The sequence below is a fragment of the Pseudidiomarina terrestris genome (assembly GCF_030466405.1).
GTDB lineage: Bacteria > Pseudomonadota > Gammaproteobacteria > Enterobacterales > Alteromonadaceae > Pseudidiomarina > Pseudidiomarina terrestris.
Genome location: NZ_JAGGJF010000003.1, coordinates 50,932 through 69,233, shown reverse-complemented (window position 1 = coordinate 69,233; position 18,302 = coordinate 50,932). Strand labels below are relative to the sequence as shown.

Sequence of the window (18,302 nt, the reverse complement as noted above, 5' to 3'; positions counted from 1 at the left end):
CTACCTCTAAAGAGGAAATTTACCCCTACTCCCTAGGGATGCGTTCAATTTTTAACTAACTGACGTATACTGTGAAACCTCACGCGTCGTTGACGCAAATCAAGTCCTGGTGGTGGAAACGATGACCTCTCACATTCATTGTCAAAATTGCAGTATGGCGACACTTTGTTTGCCGTATCAACTCAGTCCCGAGCAAACAGAAAAGCTGGATACGGTGATTCAACGGCACCGCCCGCTGCAGAAACGGAACATCCTGATCAACAGCGGTGAACCGTTAAAGTTCCTGTACGCGGTCCGCTCCGGGTCATTAAAGTCCTACACCCTGGACAGTCAGGGCAGTGAACAAATCATTGATTTCCATTTGCCCGGTGACCTGATCGGCTTTGACGGTCTTATCGACGGTCAACACCGCAGTTACACTCAAGCTCTGGAAACCACCATGCTGTGTGAGATTCCGATTCAATCGCTGGATCAGCTGTCGGCGGAGCTGCCGGGGCTACGTAAACAGCTGCTGCGGGTAATGAGCGGCGAACTGCACGCCAGCAAGACCTTGCTAGGAACCTTAAACCACCACACTGCGCAGCAGCGTCTGGCGAATTTTCTTGTGACATTGTCATCTCGCTTTCAGCAACGCGGACTCTCCAGTCGTGAATTCCGTCTGAGCATGACCCGGGCTGATATTGGTAATTATTTAGGCTTGTCCGTAGAGACCATCAGTCGAATTCTGACCCAACTGCAAAATGACGGTGTGGTCGCAGTGCAAAACAAACTGGTGGCCATCACCGAACCAGAGCGCCTTCGCGCCCTGGCGTCTTAACGGACCCGGTTACTGGCAAGAGCCGCAGCAAAAATCTGTGCCATGCTGCGGCGCTGCCTGAGGTTCGCGAAACAGCACTTCGTTTTCCAACGCAATGTGTTGCTGCAGATCGGCAATCAACTCCTGAGTTCCCTCATACAGCATGATCCAGCTGCCGCAAGCGCCCCGTGGTGTCATGCCCAGGTTAGTCAGTTGTGACAGCTTACCGAGCATGACATCGTGCTCACCGTGTTCTTCTTCCATGACGGCAATAGGTCCGCTGGGATAAATCCCGCCAGCTAACATGGGAAACAGGATTTGCTCTTCTTTCATCATGTGGCTTTCCAGTTCATTACTCATCTCAGTGAGTAAGTCCGCCAACCCCGATGGGCACTGCGGGTGGTCGTTATGGACATCTTCAATCTTACGCGCCAACTGGATCAGCTCAGGAAGCTGCCGCCGGTGTTTTTCATGGAAATTCGCAAGTATGTGTTGAATCAATTCCTGGGTTGGCGCTGAACGCCATTGGTCGATAAGTTGCTGGTGCATAGTGGCTTCCTCATGCAAATGAATAATGGTATTTCACTTAATGAGTGCAATTTAAATGCCAGATCTACCCACTCTGATTTATATAGACTTTTAATCAGCGATGGTAAATTAAACCCATTCTTGAGCGGGTCTTTCCCGCCTAATTGGGTTGATTTCACCATGCATGAAACGTCGTTACTTGAGACCTTAGTCGCCGACCTGGTCACTGAATTACCCGCCGTGGTACGTCTGCAAAAGCTCGTTACCACGCTGCGTCGTCATTTTCATTGCGGTGCCGTAGTCCTGTTGCAACAAGATCAGCAGGTTTTGCGTCCTATCGCCAGCATCGGGCTGGTGCGCGAAGCTTTGGGCCGTAGATTTATTACCGAGCAACATCCACGGCTGACCGCTATCCTGGCAGCCCGGGATACCGTCCGCTTTGAGCCCGACAGTCAGCTTTCTGACCCTTATGACGGTCTGATTGAGGACAGTCCTGATGGCCATCTTGCCGTGCACGATTGCATGGGCATTGCCTTGTACGTGGAAGGGAAGTGCTGGGGCGCGCTGACACTGGATGCCCTGCAACCGGGAACCTTTGATGCCGACGCCATGCGCGAGCTGCAACGTGCCAGTTTGCTGGTCGAAGCTGCCATTCGCATGGGCCAGATTGAACAAAGTATCCGCGCCCTGCGCAGTAGCCGGCGCGATGGCGAAACTGCGTTGCAGAATGAAGCCAGTACGGGCTCGGAGATCATCGGCCACAGCACCGCATTGCAGCAAGTGTTACAAGAGCTGAAAGTGGTGGCGAGTGCTGATCTACCGGTTTTGCTGCTTGGTGAAACCGGCGTTGGTAAAGAGTTGTTTGCGCGGCAACTGCACCGCTGGTCCAGTCGCAGTAAACAACCTCTGGTCTACGTCAATTGTGCGGCGTTACCTGAATCGCTGGCCGAAAGTGAATTGTTTGGGCATACCCGCGGCGCCTTTTCCGGAGCGGCCACCGAGCGCGCTGGTAAGTTCGATAGCGCTGACGGCGGAACCTTATTTCTGGACGAAGTCGGTGAGTTACCTGCGGCGATCCAGGCGAAGTTGCTAAGGGCATTGCAAAATGGCGAGATCCAGCGCCTTGGCAGCGATACCGCGCATAAAGTCGATGTTCGCATCGTTGCAGCAACCAACAGGGATTTACAGCAACAGGTAAAAAGCGGCGACTTCCGCGCGGATCTGTACCATCGTTTGAGCGTGTATCCACTGCCCATCCCGCCGTTGCGTGAGCGGCGCGAGGATATTCCGCTGCTGGTAGGTCACTTTCTTGAGCTCAACCGGGCGCGACTTGGGCTGCGGGCGTTGCGCTTAAGTTCTGCGGCGGAACATGCCCTGGTCCAGTACCAATGGCCGGGCAACGTTCGGGAGCTCGAGCACACGGTCAGTCGCGCGGCCATCAAGGCCTTAAGTCAGGGGGCAGAGCGGACTGATATTGTCAGTATCGCTCCGGAGCTTCTGGATTTGCCGAACGCACCCACCGCCAGCTATCAAGTCGATAGTGAAACCCTAACCACCACCAGCTTAAACCTGCGCGATGCTGTACAACAGTTGCAGACGCAGCTGATAGAGCGCGCGTTAAAACAAGCGGACTATAAATGGACGCAGGCCGCACGTATACTAGAGGTCGATCCAAGTAATTTACATAAACTCGCACAGCGACTGGGTTTGAAATAGTTCAGGTAGGGAGAGGAATGACGGTCATACTGCAAATTTTGCTGTGGCGAACACTAGCCGTTTTAAGTCTGTTGTTAGGTGTTATTGGCCTGTTATTGCCCATTATGCCGACGGTGCCTTTTCTACTCGTGGCGGCCTGGGCTGGTGGCAAAGGGTGGCCTGTTTTAGAAGCGAAACTGTTGGCGCACCCCAAGTACGGGCCGCAAATTATTGCCTGGCGTCGCTATGGCGTGGTGAAACGACAAGCCAAGGTCATTGCCATTGTGATGATGACAGGTAGCGCCATCATGTTGAGCTTTAGTCCCGCGCATCTGGCCGTCAAGCTTACTGTCATTGGTATTATGCTGATCGTTGCCGTGTGGCTCAGTTTGCGCCCCGAACATACGCCGGCACAGCCGATCCCAGCCGAGAAGGTTTCTGACGATGACACTCCCTGAGCTTACCCGTGAACAGTTACTTCGCTACAGCCGTCATGTCATGCTGCCTAGTTTCGATATGGCCGGTCAGGAACGTCTGCTGGCCAGCCGCGTACTGGTCGTTGGTATGGGCGGTCTCGGCTGCGCGCTGTCGCCCTATCTGGTGGGCAGCGGTGTCGGCCAGCTCACCCTGGTCGATAACGACAGTGTCGACCACCATAACCTGCCGCGACAACTGCTCTACCAACAGGACGACATTGGCCAGAGCAAAGTGATTGCCGCGCGCCAGCGTCTGCAGTCACTCAACCCCGATACCAGCATTGAAGTTCTGGAGCAACGCCTTGACCAGGCAAGCTTAACGGAGCTTATCGGCAATTACGATTGCGTGGTGGATTGCTGCGACAACCTGGCCACCCGGAACGCCATAAACGCCGTCTGTGTCGAGGCTCAGGTACCGCTGGTGTCTGGCGCAGCTATTCGTTACGAAGGCCAGCTCAGCGTGTTTCTAAATCAAGGTAAGGGGCCTTGCTACCGCTGTTTAAGCTTACTCTTTGGTGAGCAGCAGCTCAGCTGTATGGAGTCTGGTATTCTGGCGCCCGTCGTAGGGGTCATCGGTGCCATGCAAAGTGTGGAAACACTGAAGCTGTTGGCTGGCGTCGGCGAACCTGTTGCCGGACGCGTGTTACTGTACGATGGGCTGCATGGCGACTGGCAAAGCTTCCAGCTCAGTCGCCATCCGGATTGCCCGGTGTGCAGCTGTTAGCCAGGGCGGCCATCGGCGCGCGGCAGGGTAAGAATCGGTAGATAGACCACGACATAAATCAGGTAGGCAAGCACCCAGGCTCCGCCAGCGTAGAGGTACCAATGATAGGTGTCCTGCGGCCACAGCCAGGCAGCAAAGACCCGCAACAGTGCTGCCACAAAGACCAGCAAAAACGCCACTGACATGATCTTCTTCGGCTGCAGAGGACGCCCACTGTGCCCAAGCGATACGCGCGCCAGCATACTCAGAATCATATTGCCCATGGCACCCACGGTCAGCGCGTGGATGGCAGTGCTTACACTAACCTCGCCGGTCGCATGATGCAGAGCAAATAACCCCAGACCAACCGGCAGGAACCAGTAGGCCAGATGAAACGACCACAACAGGGGCACTCGCCAGGTGATCCAGATCTTCCAGCGCGCACAGCGGATTGCCAGCAATACCGCTGCTACAGCATACAAGGCTGCCATCACCGTACCACTGAGCAAACTGCTTATTTGGGTAATTTGCAGAGCGAAGATAAGCCACAGGCTGCCTAAGCTCAGTCGGTCAAGCCAGACTATGGGCTGTACTTTTTCGGTCATGGTGCCGTTTGCAGTGAACATAGGTAACACCCGGCCACCAACGATTGCCATCAGGAGGGTGATCAGAATAACCGCATTTTGGCTGCCCACCTGTTGCAAGTCGAAGCGCCCGGTCATGTGCCCGTAGTACATGAGCGCGTTACAAAGCGCGAGCAGCAGTAACACCGGAACAAAGAACAAATTCCGTTGCTGCTTCACCGAGATTAACGGCATCGCCAGCAGCACTGCAGCCAGGGGTAAAAACGCGAGATCGATGACGATCGGCACAATAGGCGGCAAGAACGCCCCAAATAACAGACCCAGTCGCCCTAATAACCAGACCAGTGTCAGTATCCCAAGGGCTTTTCCATGGGTGGCACGCAACCCCGTCCAATTCTGTACGGCGGTCAGTAAAAAGCCGACAATGATGGCGGCAACAAAGCCGAATATCATTTCATGACTGTGCCAGAACATGACATCACCAAATACCGGCAACTGAATTGAGCCACTGAGTACCCATAGCCATAGCATCATCGCCAAAGCACTAAAGGTGGCGCCGAGTAAGAACATCGGACGGAAGGCTTGCCGCAGCAGCGGCCACATTTTTTCTTCTACTTGCAGGTCGGTAATTTGCAGCATGAGCTCACCATTAAACATACATTTTGTATCTATGTTTATACCACAGGAACCACTAAATTCCAGTAGGATTTCCTGGAGATACCTCTTTAAAACATCTGTACTTTACTGCTGGCAAAGCCACTACTGCATTGGTGGTAAATGGCCTTGATTTTGCCGCCCCTGCGCCCGGGCGAAGACCTAACCACAAAGCGGTAGAGGGCAGTTAAGCGACTGATTCAAAGCCAGTTTGACCGCTATCAGTGACCGATTATTTCAGTAGACTTGAGGCAGAACATGAATCTCGTGCCAAAGGAGCATGATTATGCCTACACCACAATCGCAAGTGAGTAAGTTCGACCGCTACCGCGCGCTCGGACTCTCAACCTTTGCGTTCACCCTGTGCTTTGCAGTGTGGACCATTTTTTCCATTATCGGTATTCAGATAAAAGAGGATTTTGCTCTTACGGATACACAGCTGGGGCTGTTGATGGCAACGCCCATCCTGACCGGTTCCATTAGTCGCCTGTTCCTCGGCATCTGGACCGATCGACTCGGCGGTCGCTGGGTTTTTGGTGTGCTCATGCTCACCACCGCTCTCTGTGTTTACTTGCTGACCTTTGCCAACAGTTACGCCATGCTGCTGGTGGGTGCTCTGGGTGTCGGCCTGGCCGGTGGTGCCTTTATCGTTGGTGTCACCTATACCTCTGCCTGGTTTGACAGCAAGCAGCAAGGTACCGCACTGGGAATTTTTGGCGCGGGTAACGTTGGCTCAGCCGTAACCAACTTTGGCGCGCCTTTTTTGCTGGTGGCCTTGGGTTGGCAGGGTGCGGCGCAAGTCTATGCCACCGTTATAGGTATTATGGGCATAGCCTTTATCGTACTCGCCAAAGAGGATCCGCTGACTCAGCAACGTCGCGCGCAGGCGCCGAAAACCTTCCTGGAGCAAATGGCGCCGCTAGCCGAGTTGCGGGTCTGGCGCTTTAGTCTGTACTACTTCTTTGTTTTTGGTGCTTTCGTGGCATTGGCTCTTTGGCTGCCCCATTATTTGATGGAAGTCTACGATCTCAGCATCACAGAAGCCGGCCTGATCGCTGCCCTCTACACCATACCAGCCTCGCTCTTCCGTGTACTTGGCGGTTGGATGTCGGACAAATACGGCGCTCGCCGGGTGATGTACTGGACCTTTATCGCCTCGGCAATTTGTACCTTTATGCTGAGCTATCCGCCAACCGAGTACATTGTCGAAGGTGTTCACGGCCCGATCCGCTTCCAGTTTGAAGTCACATTGGTTGCCTTTGTACTCCTCACCTTTGTGCTGGGCTTTTTTATGTCACTGGGTAAAGCCGCGGTGTTTAAACACATTCCGGTTTATTACCCGAAAAGCGTCGGTGCGGTAGGCGGTGTTGTCGGTATGATCGGCGGCCTGGGTGGTTTCTTGCTGCCGCTGACCTTCGGTATGCTCAACGACGTAATTGGCGTTTGGCAAAGTGTGTTTATGTTGCTGTTTGGCATCACCATTATTTCGCTACTGTGGATGCACTTTTCTATACGCCGTGCAGAACGTATCGAATTCCGTGGCGATGTGGAACAGACCGACTTGCCTGAATTTTCAACGCCCGACTACTACACCCTTGATGACTGGCGTCCCGAAGATAAAGACTTCTGGGAAAGCAAAGGCAAGAAAATCGCCAGCCGTAATTTGTGGATTTCGATTCCTAATTTATTCCTGGCCTTCGCTGTCTGGACCATCTGGAGTATTTTGGTGGTAAAAATGCCGCAACTTGGCTTTACCTATTCATCCAATCAGCTCTTTTGGCTGGCGGCACTACCGGCGCTATCGGGCGCCACGCTGAGGATCTTCTACAGTTTCATGGTGCCGATCTTTGGCGGCCGGCGCTGGACGGCGTTGTCCACCGCGTCACTGCTGATACCTTGTATCTGGATTGGCTTTGCCGTGCAAAGTCCGGATACTCCCTACATCATCATGCTGATACTGGCACTGTTGTGTGGCTTCGGTGGCGGTAACTTCTCGAGTTCCATGGCCAACATCAGTTTCTTCTACCCACAGAAAGAAAAAGGTGCAGCTCTGGGCATGAATGCGGGGCTGGGCAATCTGGGTGTATCTGGCATGCAACTGCTAGCCCCTCTGGTCATTGCCGCCAGCGTGTTTGGTCCCCTTGGTGGCGACCCGTTGGTGGTGCAGCAAGGCGCCCAGGCAGGCACTGAGCTTTGGTTACAAAATGCCGCGTTCATCTGGGTACCTTTCATCGTTATCGCAGCGATTGCTGCATGGTTTGGCATGAATGATATTTCGTCTGCCAAAGCATCCTTTAGCGATCAGGCGGTCATTTTTAAGCGCTCGCACAACTGGATCATGAGTATTTTGTATCTGGGAACTTTCGGCAGCTTTATCGGCTTCGCCGCAGGCTTTCCGTTACTTTCAGGAATGCTGTTCCCCGACGTTGACCCAACCAAGTACGCCTTCCTTGGGCCTCTGGTCGGTGCGCTATCGCGTCCCTTCGGTGGCATTCTGGCGGATAAACTGGGTGGCGCCCGAGTGACCTTCTGGAACTTCTTACTGATGATCGCTGGCGTCATGGGCGTCATCTACTTCCTGCCATTAGGTGAGAGCGCCGGAAGTTTTGTCGGCTTCTTTGTCTCGTTCTTAATCCTGTTTATTGCAACAGGTATTGGCAACGGCTCCACCTTCCGTATGGTTCCAGTTATCTTCCTGAACCAGCGCAAACGCGTGCACGGCGATACTGAAAAAGCTGTCAAAGAAGGTAATAAAGAGTCTGCTGCGGTAATTGGCTTCATCTCAGCCTTTGCAGCCTATGGTGGCTTCTTCATTCCGAAGTCCTACGGCACGTCAATCGCACTTACCGGTAGTGTGTCAGGTGCGTTGTATGCCTTTATCGGATTCTACGCGGTCTGTACGCTAATGACCTGGTGGTTCTACTCACGCCGGGGCGCAGCAAACCCCTGCTAAAGAATAGAATAAGGAAAGAGTAAGATGGCCCGCGCCAATTGGCGCGGGCTTATTTTTTGGGTCGGAAAGGTTTGATGACGGTTTCGTCGCACTCAAGGAAGGGGCCTTCCATGAGGTCAATACAATAAGGTACCGCAGGGAAAACCGCGTCCAGACATTGTCGAATAGCCTTAGGTTTGCCGGGTAAGTTGATAATCAAGCTGCTACCGCGCAGACCAGCGGTTTGCCGCGATAAGATTGCCGTCGGCACATACTTCAGTGATTCCATGCGCATCAATTCGCCGAACCCCGGCATCATGCGGTCGCACACGGCTTCTGTGGCCTCAGGAGTAACATCTCGTTTCGCTGGTCCGGTACCGCCAGTCGTCACCACCAGGCAACATTGTTCTTTATCGACCAACTCAATCAAGGCGGCCTCGATCTGATCCGGCTCATCGGGAATCAGCCGATACACCGACTGCCATGCTGAACTCAGATACTCATTCAGTGTGCTCTCAATGGCTTTACCAGAAATATCTTCGTATACACCGGCACTGGCACGGTCGCTCACAGTGACAATACCGATCCGGGCGGTCATCTCATCCGTCATCATTCATCCCTTCGTTCATCTGGGTCATTCCTGCAAGCTTCAACCAATAGCCGTTGCTTTCGTTCTTTGCCAAACCATAGGGTCGTTGGCCGTCCTGGTTCATACGGAACCGTTGCAGCCAGGTAAAACTGTCTTCCGGCTCGGGACTTAAGCGTACCATATCCACCAGACCATGCATGCCCTTGAGTTGGTTGATCAGATTATAGCGCGCGCCAGACTGCGTCTGGATACCGTTCAGGACAAAGACTTCGGTGCCATCCTGACTGGTCACCGTTCGCCCTTGCGGATACTTGATACAGCACAGCTCACACTGGTCTTTCGCACGATTTTCAGACCGCGCTGTAAAGCAACGCCCGGACCAGGCCAAAGGCAGGTGACCGAAGCTCAGCAACTCTGTTTCAAAGCAGTCGCGGACACTGTCGATCATCGGCTCCGCCAGCAGTTCGGCGAGCCAGTCGCGGGACAGCTCAACGGGCACAACCCAGCGCTTCATTCCCATACCGATGAAGCGGCGCAGACTGTGTTGATTATAGATCTGTAGGGCCGCACCGCCCACGAAGGGCAGTTTCTTTTCCTGTAACAAGCTAATCGCACCCACATCATTGGCTTCGACCAGGAAATCGCCGTTGTCACAATATTTACGGAGCTCACGAAGTTCGGAAGGCGCTTCGAGCAGAGTCATGGTCGACAGACAAACTTGTTTGCCTGCTTCGCGCAACTCTTGTGCGATGCGGAAATAATCCTCGAATTTTAACTCACGCCGCTTACTGCAAACGGTTTCTCCCAGGTAGACACAATCCACCCTGGAATCGGCAACCTTTCGGTAGAAGGCTTCGACCTCAGTACGCGGCCAGAAATAAAGAATAGGTCCAAAAGAAAATTGCATAGTCATTTCCATTTCCGATGATAAGCACCAAGGGTGGTTTGGCTGCCTTCTGAAAGGCCCGCCAAGACAGTGTTCCACTCACCTTGCACGGTAAACTGCTCGGGATCTGCCATGACCCGATCAATGGCCTGGCGCCACACCCGCGTGATTTGTGCAACATACGCGGGGCTGCGCTGCCGACCTTCGATTTTTAAACTGGCTATCCCTTCACGGTATAACTCTGGCAACAGGTCCAGGGTGTTCAGGCTGGTCGGCTCCTCAAGCGCATGGTAGGTGTCATCGCCGACCTGAAACCGGCCTTTACAAAGTGTTGGATAGCCGGCCGTTTCGTCAGGCGCAAAGCGATCAATCATAATGCCGTTCAGGCGTGATTCGAGACCGCCATCGTCGGTCTCATCCCAGCGTACAAACTGTGCCGGTGAGCAGGCGCCCGCGGTGTTCGGCGACTGCCCCGTCATGTATGAACTAAGGTAGCAACGGCCTTCGGCCATGATGCAGAGACTGCCAAATGCGAAGACCTCCAGCTCAATGTCTGTGGTCCGCGCTAACGCTCGTACCTGCTGCATAGATAAAACCCGTGGCAATACCACGCGTTTAACCCGAAATTGCTTGTAGAAATCAATCGCCGCAGCGTTAGTTGCCGAGGCTTGCACACTGAGGTGAAGTTCCAGTCGTGGATAGCGCTCAGCGGCATACGCCAGCACCGCAATATCTGCGACGATAAGCACATCAACACCAGCAGCAGCGGCGTCATCGACGGCTTGTCGCCAGTGATCCCAGGTTCGCACATGGGCAAAGGTATTAATCGCGACATGAATCTTTTTACCGTAGCTATGCACCAAACGGACAGCCTCACGTAAGCCGTCCGCGTCCAGATTCAAACCGGCGAAGTGACGCGCGTTGGTTTCACCTTTGAATCCCACATAAACCGCATCCGCACCGTTTTCCAGGGCAGCTTTAAGAGCGGGCATACTGCCAGCCGGACAGAGAAGTTCCATTTTGTTGATCCTTGCCGTAAACATACATTGATAATGAGTATTATAATGGCTGGCATCTTTGATAGCGCGCAAAAAAGAGGCAATGAATGGTTATCACCAAAGTAGTAGAGCTTGCTCCAGGGGCTCTGAAAGCAATGTTAGCAAGGGCGCCGGCCCCCATCACCAATGCGCTCATTGAGCGTCTGTTCCAGCAGGTTTTCAAAGCCGATCTGGCGGCCGGAGCGTTCGACTTTCTGAGCAGCCGCTGGGTGCGTATTGAGGTGCGGGATATTGGTCTGAAGTTCGCTATTTCAGTTCAGCAACTGCCGCAAAGTGCGCACTTTAAGGTGGTATCCAGCACCGCGCACCCGGATGTTTTTATGCGTGTGGACTGGTCAGCACTTCTGCAGCTAAGTACTCAGCAAGTGGATCCCGACACGCTGTTTTTCCGCCGCAAGCTTTTGCTCACCGGCGACACTGAGCTCGGACTGCAGGTTAAGAACCTGCTGGATACCATTGAATTACGACAACGCCTGCCAGGTCCATGTTATCGCCTTCTGGCTAACCTGGCGGAACGAACAGCGACCGTGAAATCTTTGACCTAGATCAAAGAAGTAACCCTTCAGGAGTATCAATTTTCTGATCTAAATCACGTAAAATTCAGGTCATCACATGCAGTCTGGCTTGGAGTAGAAAAATGACAGCGGTAACCTGGGATCAGCAATTGATCGACAAATACAATATTAATGGGCCGCGTTATACGTCCTACCCGACCGCATTGGCGTTGCAGCCAAACTTTCCACACCAGAAGGTTTTTGAGACCCTGGCTTCTGCGCCTCAGGAGCTCAGTCTCTATCTGCATCTGCCGTTTTGTCATAAGCTGTGTTACTACTGCGGCTGTAACAAGGTCATCACCCGTCATCAGCACAAAGCGGACCGCTATCTGGATATGCTGGCCCAGGAAATGGCCATGTATGCTGAGCATCTTGGTGACCGTGTTATCACTCAAATTCATCTTGGTGGCGGCACGCCGACCTTTCTTACTGAGGTACAGCTGACGCGTTTGCATACCTTGCTTAACCGTTATTTCCTGATCGCTGAAAGTGCGGAACTCAGTATTGAGATTGACCCGCGCAGCTGCAGCGATGACAAACTGCGGCATTTGCGCGCACTGGGCTTTAATCGTGTCAGTTACGGTGTCCAGGATTTCGACGAAAAGGTACAAATCGCCATTAATCGCGTACAGGATACCGAGTTAATCAAGCATCAGGTGCAACTCAGTCGGGAGTTAGGTTTTAGCTCTATCAATCTGGATTTGATTTACGGCTTGCCCTATCAACAACCGACCAGTTTCGCGGCATCCATTGATCAAGTTATTGAATTGGCGCCCGATCGCGTCTCATTGTTTAGCTACGCACATTTGCCGCAGCGGTTTGCCGGACAGCGCAAAATTCCGGATAGTTCGCTGCCATCTGCGCCGATAAAGCTCGAACTTCTGCAACTTGGGATTACTCGCTTTAGCGCTGCAGGCTATCAGTTTATCGGTATGGATCACTTTGCCAAGGCGGATGATGAGCTGGCCATTGCCCAGCAACAGGGCCGTTTACAGCGCAATTTTCAGGGCTATACCACCGCCGGTCAGGATTGCATGCTGGGTCTTGGCGCCTCATCGATCAGCCAAATCAACGGCGTCCTCTGGCAGAACAGTAAAGATCTTCCGGACTACTATCGTGCCTTGGAAGGCGATGAACTTCCGGTCGTGAAAGGCTTCAGTCTGAGTGCAGATGATCGCTTACGTGCAGCCCTCATTGCGCAGCTGATCTGCCATTTTGAACTGGATACCAAAACCTTCAGCGAGACCTGGCAGATCGACGACTTTTGGCACTATTTCGCGGCAGCTCAAGCCAAGTTACAACCTTTCATTGAGGATGGTTTAGTGGTGATCAGTGAGGGTGTGATTCAGGTAACCGAGCGCGGTCGTCTCTGGGTCCGCAGTATCTGTGCCTGCTTTGATGCCTACCTGGATAGCGAGGCAACTGCGCCTCGCTACTCTAAAGTGGTCTAGACTGCTCAGGCGAATAGCTGAATAAGTTCGCCTTGTTTATTTACCGTGACAAAGTCGGCAATGCTGCCGGCTTTGACTTTATTGACCATCAAAGTTAACGGCTGATCAGCTTCATCACTGGAAGGCGCCTGCCCGGCGCGTCCCGACATGCTCGCAATAAACGCGATATCCCAATCCACTCCGGTTCGCTCCGATTCAGCTAACAAGGTCGAAAACTCAGCAACGTCCTGTGGTAATTTGTCGACACATAAAACCGGGTCGAGGGCGCCGCCTTGCTGCTCAGCATAGCGGGATTTCTGACTTTCCGTCGCATCGTCGGGGAGTTCAGCCTTTGCCAGCACAAACAGTAACCGTTGTGGCTCGTCTTGCTGCTGTGCAGCCTGAATAAGGTCGGAATAACTTTCAATTACCATAGCGTCAATCTCGTTGGGTTGATTCGACCTGAGATCATAACGTGTCTGGTCAGTATTACCCATACAACAAAAAAGGGAGCTGAGCTCCCTCTTTTGGAGTAGTTTTTGCTTAACTGGCCTGGCGCCAGGCGCGCTGCGCTGACGCCTCAACATGTTCAGATTCAGCACGTTCGTAATAACGCCGGTTATGTTCTTGTTGACGCCCCGAACTAAAGGCCGAAACCCGTTTCAGGTAACCGATCACCCGGGTCCCGTAGTCGATATCTGCAGAGCCACACGACGAACATGTGCTGAGGGTGCGCTTGTCGATATGCTCACAGGCATTGCAAATGGTGATTTTGACATTGATGCAGAAGTAGTTGCAGCCGGTCTTGGCAGCAGTATTGAGCAACGCCAGATAGCCGGATGTGTTGAGCTTCTCATCAAGGTTCAAATGCAGCGCCGAACCGCCATCGAGGTATTGAATTAATTCATCACCGTGTAACACGAACTTATCCAGCGCATTAGATTGCTGGTCTTCGACCACGTAAAAGTAGGAGTTGTAGCAATCGCGTGGCACAAAGTAGCCGTCTGCCCGATCCCATTTGGCATTTTTTACGCCGAGGTTTTCCGCCGGCACAAACTCCGTATTGAACATGTAGCCGTACTCCGCTTTTGCGGCTTTATTCGCATCATAAATCACTTTCAGGCGGTCGCGGACAAAGGCAATGTACTCAGGGTTATTGCTGGCTTCAATGCCTTGTGATTCCGCCGCCTCAACCATACCGTTGATGCCGATGGTCAGAAACTGTTTATCCAAGGAGATAAAGCCGGCGTCATACACGGTCAACAAACTAGCTGCCTTGTACTCTTCCATTAACCGCCGGTATGCAACCTGATATTTCTGGATTTTTTCGATTTCCGTCGCCAGGTCGCGGCCATCCTGTACCAACCGATTCATATTGATGGTAATAACATTAATTGAGCCGGTTGCAACGCCTCCCGCCCCCAGAGTATAAGAGAAGGTATTGTCGCTAATTTCGCTGCGTAGTCGGCAACATGAAGCTAATGAGTCGGCATTATCGGATAAATACACAAAAAAGGAGTTGCCATCAGCAAGTTCACTTGCCATGGATTCGGCAAACTCCTGATCTTTACACTTACCGTCCTCGGTGAGCATGGCCACAGTGACGACCGGGAAGGTAAGAATGGTCTTTTTCCGCTCTTCATTGAACCAGTGCATGAAGAAGTCCTGCAAAGCACTGACCGAGCCCCATTCGGGTTTACTGAAGTCAGGGAAGACAAACTCACCAAACATGCTATCGAAATAGAATTTATCGTACACTGAAATGTTCCAGAACACGCTCTGATAACCACGCGCAGCAGCCGGTTGATTTAACGCATAAACGACGTGTTGCAGATGGTTTTGGATTTGATGACGATGGGTGTTCAAGTAGTCATCACCGTAATCTTTTCGCGCAAAGTAATCGAAATAGGTTAAAAACTCTACGGTCGCCACAGCGCCGGCAAACTGCGAACTGACGGCAAAGACAAAGTTGACGAAACAGCCACAGAAGCTCTCAAGGTGCTTTGGCGCCAGCGATTCGCCGCCCAACTTGGTAAGACCGTCACGCAGAAACGGGTACATGGTGACCGACACACAGTAGGGCTTTAAACTGGTTTCGTCATGCACGTAAATCTCATGGTCTTCAATTTGCCGAACGTATTCTTGCGCGAGTTGCTCATCAAACAACTCAGCGATCTTGCTACTGACTTGCTTGCGATTCACTTGCACGAAAAAGTCTTTCATCAATTCCGCTTCCAGAGTCGCAATGTTCTTTTGCGTGACATTGGCATTGGCATCCATTTTCGATCCATCCGCGGCATTCTGTGCGTGCAGATACTCCTGGATGAAGTTCATTTTGTGATCGATTTGTTCAGGTTGTAAGCGCAGCATTGTTGTTGTCCTTCTGTTTTAGTTCACTAATTCGCAGTCAATAAAGTCGGGGCAGAATAGAGCGTTAAGAACTTTCCCCGAGCGCAGGTCGTAAAACCTCTGATTCGTTGTGGCACTTGTTAAACCGCCACATTCAGCCCGCCATGGCCCGGTTTTCAAATAAGTAAGGCGCCGTTGCACCAGCGCCGGTACGGTTTCTAATCCAGTGTAGAGACAGGTGCGCAGGCCCCTGCTAATTGCCTCATCTAACAGTTCTATTAAGGCGTCCTGATGCCATTCACCGCCTAAGAACAACACCGCAGTGATAAGTCCAGCGTAGCGATCGAGTTCATTCGTAAAGCTTTGCAGTGTTAACTGCTGTCCCCGCTCCGCAGGCCAGCTATCGACGCTATGACAGCCCTTACAACCCACGGTACAACCGGTGATGGTATAGGCCAGCGCGACTTCGCCGGGAACCTCCTGAAACACAATGTCTTTCGCATTGAATCGCATCGTATCGCCTATATGGTGTTATGAATGAACGTAAGGCACTAGATATTGTGTTTTAGCCTAGAGCAAGACACTGGATTTGCGTTGATCAGGATCAATAAAATGGCGGGCTGGGTAGTTACGACCCCGGAGGGCCGATTCACCCGGAAATAGGCTGGGTCTTTTTCACCCATCCAGCAACTATATTCGAGCAAAAACAGTGCCTTAATAAGTTGGCAAGGGAATTGCAATATTACCTGTGATGACTCAATAACAAATAGGTGATGTATGGCCGGTTACAAAAAACTATGGTGGACGCTGATTGCAGTGCTTGCCATTACGTTCGGTATTTTGGGGTACTTCGGCAACGAAGTGTATCGAGAGGCTCCGCCCATTCCAGGGAAGTTCGTTACCACGAACGGACAGACCTTAATGACGGAGGACTCTATTCTTGATGGGCAAACGGCCTGGCAATCTGTGGGTGGTATGCAGTTAGGCTCAATTTGGGGGCATGGTGCTTATCAGGCACCAGACTGGACTGCAGATTGGTTGCACCGTGAACTTGTCGCGTGGCTAAATATCGCTGCAGCTGAAGTATTTGCCGCTGATTATGCCGACTTAACTCCCGCGCAGCAGAATCAGCTGCAATTCGAGCTGAAACAGGCTTATCGTACCAATACCTACGATGCGCTGCTGGATGAAGCAGTGTTGGATCCCCGTCGTGTGCAAGCGATTCAACAGACCGCCGATTATTACATACGTTTATTCAGCGATGATGCGGAACTGCGCAGTACCCGCGAAAGTTATGCCATGAAAGAGAATACTCTGCCCAAGCTTGAGCGGCGCGAGCGCATGGCCGAGTTTTTCTTTTGGACCGCATGGGCAGCCTCGACTGAACGTCCCGGAGCTGACATCACCTATACCAACAACTGGCCGCACGAGCCATTGATTGACAATACTCCAAGCCCAGAAAATATTATCTGGTCCATTGTCAGCGTGATCCTGCTGATTGCCGGCGTTGGTGGTCTGATTTGGGCCTGGGCCTTCCTTCGTCAACATGATGAGGAAGACATCGAAGTGCCACAACAGGATCCGATCAGCCGGGTAAAACTTACCCCGTCACAGAAATCGCTCGGCAAGTACCTATTTATCGTGGTGGCGCTGTTCACCGTGCAAGTCCTGCTCGGTGGTGTCACTGCACATTATACGGTTGAGGGACAAGAATTTTACGGTATCGAAATCTCCAAGTGGTTCCCTTACAGCTTGGTGCGTACCTGGCATATTCAGGCATCGCTGTTCTGGATTGCCACAGGCTTCCTGGCCGCCGGCCTGTTTCTGGCGCCCATTATCAACGGTGGTAAAGATCCAAAATATCAGAAACTTGGCGTCGATATTCTGTTTTGGGCCCTGGTTGTAGTGGTTGCGGGTACCTTCGTTGGTAGCTTCCTTGCCATCGCCCAAATCATGCCCGAGCATCTAAATTTCTGGCTCGGCCATCAGGGGTACGAATACGTCGACCTTGGTCGTCTCTGGCAGATTGGTAAGTTTGTTGGCATCGTATTCTGGCTGGTCCTGATGATGCGTTGTGTCGCAGGCGCCTTTAAACAAGAAGGTGATAAGAACTTACTGGCGTTATTTACTGCCTCTGTGGTCGCCATTGGTTTGTTTTATGGGGCCGGCTTCGCGTACGGTGAGCGCACCCACATCTCCATCATGGAATACTGGCGCTGGTGGATTGTCCACCTTTGGGTTGAAGGTTTCTTTGAGGTCTTTGCCACCGCCGCACTAGCATTTATTTTCCATAGCATGGGGCTGGTGTCCCGGCGCATGGCCACGGCTGCCGCACTCGCCTCAGCATCATTGTTTATGCTCGGTGGTGTTCCGGGTACTTTCCACCACTTGTATTTTTCAGGCACCACCACGCCGGTCATGGCCGTCGGCGCAACCTTCAGTGCGTTGGAAGTGGTTCCACTTATCGTGCTTGGTTATGAAGCCTGGGAAAACTGGAGCCTGCAGAAGAAAGCGGTTTGGATGCAACGCCTGAAGTGGCCCCTGATGTGTTTTGTCGCGGTCGCCTTTTGGAATATGTTAGGCGCTGGTGTACTTGGCTTTATGATCAACCCGCCCATCTCGCTCTACTACGTGCAAGGTCTGAATACCACACCAACGCACGCTCATGCAGCACTGTTTGGCGTCTATGGCTTCCTTGCGCTCGGTTTCGTCATGCTAATCTTGCGCTACATTCGCCCTCATCTGGTACTCAACGACAAACTGATGAGTACAGCCTTTTGGTGGATGAACATCGGCCTGGGTCTCATGCTCTTTACCAGCTTGCTCCCCATCGGCTTCATTCAGTTTCATGCTGCAGCATCAGAAGGACTCTGGTATGCCCGCAGTGAAGCCTTTATGCAGCAGCCACTGCTAGAAGGACTGCGCTGGGTGCGTACGGTCGGCGACGTGGTCTTCATCGTGGGGGCGCTGTCCATCAGCTGGCAAGTTGTCGCTGGCCTATGGGGTAAACAGGGACAACCAGAAGGGGTTGTTGCCGAACAAAACTAAGATTTCTCGTTGTAGGGAGG

The 18,302-nt window shown here is 52.4% G+C and carries 16 protein-coding genes; 8 read left to right on the top strand and 8 right to left on the bottom strand.

The window, feature by feature from the left end; translation table 11 throughout:
• The first annotated feature begins 121 nt into the window (after positions 1-121).
• Positions 122-817, top strand: coding sequence for a fumarate/nitrate reduction transcriptional regulator Fnr (gene fnr, locus J6J34_RS07220; RefSeq protein ID WP_301722064.1), 696 nt, complete (start codon positions 122-124; stop codon positions 815-817).
• Between the two features lie 9 nt (positions 818-826).
• On the opposite strand, the gene J6J34_RS07215 is transcribed toward fnr, so the two are convergent.
• Positions 827-1,345, bottom strand: a complete 519-nt coding sequence (locus J6J34_RS07215) for a hemerythrin domain-containing protein (protein WP_301898742.1) — start codon at positions 1,343-1,345, stop codon at positions 827-829.
• Between the two features lie 159 nt (positions 1,346-1,504).
• Here J6J34_RS07215 and norR point away from each other — a divergent pair, with 159 nt between their 5' ends.
• The 3 genes from norR to J6J34_RS07200 are packed head-to-tail and all read left to right on the top strand — an operon-like array spanning position 1,505 to position 4,219.
• Positions 1,505-3,040 carry a nitric oxide reductase transcriptional regulator NorR gene (gene norR, locus J6J34_RS07210; protein ID WP_301722061.1) on the top strand — a complete coding sequence of 512 codons (1,536 nt, stop codon included), beginning with the start codon at positions 1,505-1,507 and terminating at the stop codon, positions 3,038-3,040.
• 17 nt (positions 3,041-3,057) lie between these two features.
• Positions 3,058-3,477 (top strand): YbaN family protein, encoded by a 420-nt coding sequence (locus J6J34_RS07205; RefSeq protein ID WP_301722059.1) that lies wholly within the window; start codon positions 3,058-3,060, stop codon positions 3,475-3,477.
• Entirely contained in the window at positions 3,464-4,219 is a 756-nt protein-coding gene (locus tag J6J34_RS07200) for a HesA/MoeB/ThiF family protein (RefSeq protein WP_301774602.1), read from the top strand. Before J6J34_RS07205 ends, J6J34_RS07200 begins: the two co-directional genes overlap by 14 nt.
• On the opposite strand, the gene J6J34_RS07195 is transcribed toward J6J34_RS07200, so the two are convergent.
• A complete protein-coding gene (locus tag J6J34_RS07195; protein WP_301722052.1) occupies positions 4,216-5,421 on the bottom strand; it encodes an NnrS family protein in 1,206 nt (401 codons plus the stop codon). The two genes, J6J34_RS07200 and J6J34_RS07195, sit on opposite strands and share 4 nt — an antisense overlap.
• Positions 5,422-5,722: 301 nt before the next feature.
• Between J6J34_RS07195 and J6J34_RS07190 the strand changes: the two genes are divergently transcribed.
• Positions 5,723-8,389, top strand: a complete 2,667-nt coding sequence (locus tag J6J34_RS07190; RefSeq protein WP_301774601.1) for a nitrate/nitrite transporter — start codon at positions 5,723-5,725, stop codon at positions 8,387-8,389.
• Between the two features lie 49 nt (positions 8,390-8,438).
• On the opposite strand, the gene mog is transcribed toward J6J34_RS07190, so the two are convergent.
• Genes mog through ubiU form a run of 3 tightly spaced genes read right to left on the bottom strand, consistent with a single transcriptional unit; the run spans position 8,439 to position 10,862 of the window.
• Entirely contained in the window at positions 8,439-8,978 is a 540-nt protein-coding gene (gene mog / locus J6J34_RS07185) for a molybdopterin adenylyltransferase (protein WP_418055189.1), read from the bottom strand.
• Complete coding sequence (locus tag J6J34_RS07180) at positions 8,968-9,864, bottom strand: U32 family peptidase (RefSeq protein ID WP_301722049.1); 897 nt, start codon at positions 9,862-9,864, stop codon at positions 8,968-8,970. The genes mog and J6J34_RS07180 overlap by 11 nt, the downstream gene beginning before the upstream one ends.
• Positions 9,865-9,866: 2 nt before the next feature.
• On the bottom strand, positions 9,867-10,862 hold the full coding sequence (gene ubiU, locus J6J34_RS07175; RefSeq protein ID WP_301722047.1) for a ubiquinone anaerobic biosynthesis protein UbiU: 996 nt from the start codon (positions 10,860-10,862) through the stop codon (positions 9,867-9,869).
• Positions 10,863-10,948: 86 nt separating this feature from the next.
• Here ubiU and ubiT point away from each other — a divergent pair, with 86 nt between their 5' ends.
• Complete coding sequence (gene ubiT, locus J6J34_RS07170; protein WP_301898741.1) at positions 10,949-11,446, top strand: ubiquinone anaerobic biosynthesis accessory factor UbiT; 498 nt, start codon at positions 10,949-10,951, stop codon at positions 11,444-11,446.
• 92 nt (positions 11,447-11,538) lie between these two features.
• Complete coding sequence (gene hemN / locus J6J34_RS07165; protein WP_301774599.1) at positions 11,539-12,906, top strand: oxygen-independent coproporphyrinogen III oxidase; 1,368 nt, start codon at positions 11,539-11,541, stop codon at positions 12,904-12,906.
• A 5-nt stretch (positions 12,907-12,911) separates the two neighbouring features.
• Here hemN and J6J34_RS07160 read toward each other — a convergent pair whose 3' ends face one another.
• The 3 genes from J6J34_RS07160 to nrdG form a co-directional block, all read right to left on the bottom strand.
• Complete coding sequence (locus J6J34_RS07160) at positions 12,912-13,319, bottom strand: ribonucleotide reductase subunit alpha (RefSeq protein ID WP_301722044.1); 408 nt, start codon at positions 13,317-13,319, stop codon at positions 12,912-12,914.
• Between the two features lie 109 nt (positions 13,320-13,428).
• Positions 13,429-15,255: an anaerobic ribonucleoside-triphosphate reductase gene (gene nrdD, locus J6J34_RS07155; RefSeq protein ID WP_301898739.1), complete on the bottom strand. Its 1,827-nt coding sequence runs from the start codon at positions 15,253-15,255 to the stop codon at positions 13,429-13,431.
• Between the two features lie 18 nt (positions 15,256-15,273).
• Positions 15,274-15,747 (bottom strand): anaerobic ribonucleoside-triphosphate reductase activating protein, encoded by a 474-nt coding sequence (gene nrdG, locus J6J34_RS07150; protein WP_301898738.1) that lies wholly within the window; start codon positions 15,745-15,747, stop codon positions 15,274-15,276.
• Between the two features lie 264 nt (positions 15,748-16,011).
• Here nrdG and J6J34_RS07145 point away from each other — a divergent pair, with 264 nt between their 5' ends.
• The gene (locus J6J34_RS07145) at positions 16,012-18,282 is read left to right on the top strand and encodes a nitric-oxide reductase large subunit (RefSeq protein ID WP_301722038.1); all 2,271 of its coding nucleotides are present in this window, start codon (positions 16,012-16,014) and stop codon (positions 18,280-18,282) included.
• Positions 18,283-18,302 lie beyond the last annotated feature (20 nt).

Coding starts and splice junctions, on each gene's coding strand:
- fnr (WP_301722064.1), top strand. CDS start 122: ATGACCTCTCACATTCATTGTCAAAATTGCAGTATGGCGACACTTTGT.
- J6J34_RS07215 (WP_301898742.1), bottom strand. CDS start 1,345: ATGCACCAGCAACTTATCGACCAATGGCGTTCAGCGCCAACCCAGGAA.
- norR (WP_301722061.1), top strand. CDS start 1,505: ATGCATGAAACGTCGTTACTTGAGACCTTAGTCGCCGACCTGGTCACT.
- J6J34_RS07205 (WP_301722059.1), top strand. CDS start 3,058: ATGACGGTCATACTGCAAATTTTGCTGTGGCGAACACTAGCCGTTTTA.
- J6J34_RS07200 (WP_301774602.1), top strand. CDS start 3,464: ATGACACTCCCTGAGCTTACCCGTGAACAGTTACTTCGCTACAGCCGT.
- J6J34_RS07195 (WP_301722052.1), bottom strand. CDS start 5,421: ATGCTGCAAATTACCGACCTGCAAGTAGAAGAAAAAATGTGGCCGCTG.
- J6J34_RS07190 (WP_301774601.1), top strand. CDS start 5,723: ATGCCTACACCACAATCGCAAGTGAGTAAGTTCGACCGCTACCGCGCG.
- mog (WP_418055189.1), bottom strand. CDS start 8,978: ATGACGGATGAGATGACCGCCCGGATCGGTATTGTCACTGTGAGCGAC.
- J6J34_RS07180 (WP_301722049.1), bottom strand. CDS start 9,864: ATGCAATTTTCTTTTGGACCTATTCTTTATTTCTGGCCGCGTACTGAG.
- ubiU (WP_301722047.1), bottom strand. CDS start 10,862: ATGGAACTTCTCTGTCCGGCTGGCAGTATGCCCGCTCTTAAAGCTGCC.
- ubiT (WP_301898741.1), top strand. CDS start 10,949: ATGGTTATCACCAAAGTAGTAGAGCTTGCTCCAGGGGCTCTGAAAGCA.
- hemN (WP_301774599.1), top strand. CDS start 11,539: ATGACAGCGGTAACCTGGGATCAGCAATTGATCGACAAATACAATATT.
- J6J34_RS07160 (WP_301722044.1), bottom strand. CDS start 13,319: ATGGTAATTGAAAGTTATTCCGACCTTATTCAGGCTGCACAGCAGCAA.
- nrdD (WP_301898739.1), bottom strand. CDS start 15,255: ATGCTGCGCTTACAACCTGAACAAATCGATCACAAAATGAACTTCATC.
- nrdG (WP_301898738.1), bottom strand. CDS start 15,747: ATGCGATTCAATGCGAAAGACATTGTGTTTCAGGAGGTTCCCGGCGAA.
- J6J34_RS07145 (WP_301722038.1), top strand. CDS start 16,012: ATGGCCGGTTACAAAAAACTATGGTGGACGCTGATTGCAGTGCTTGCC.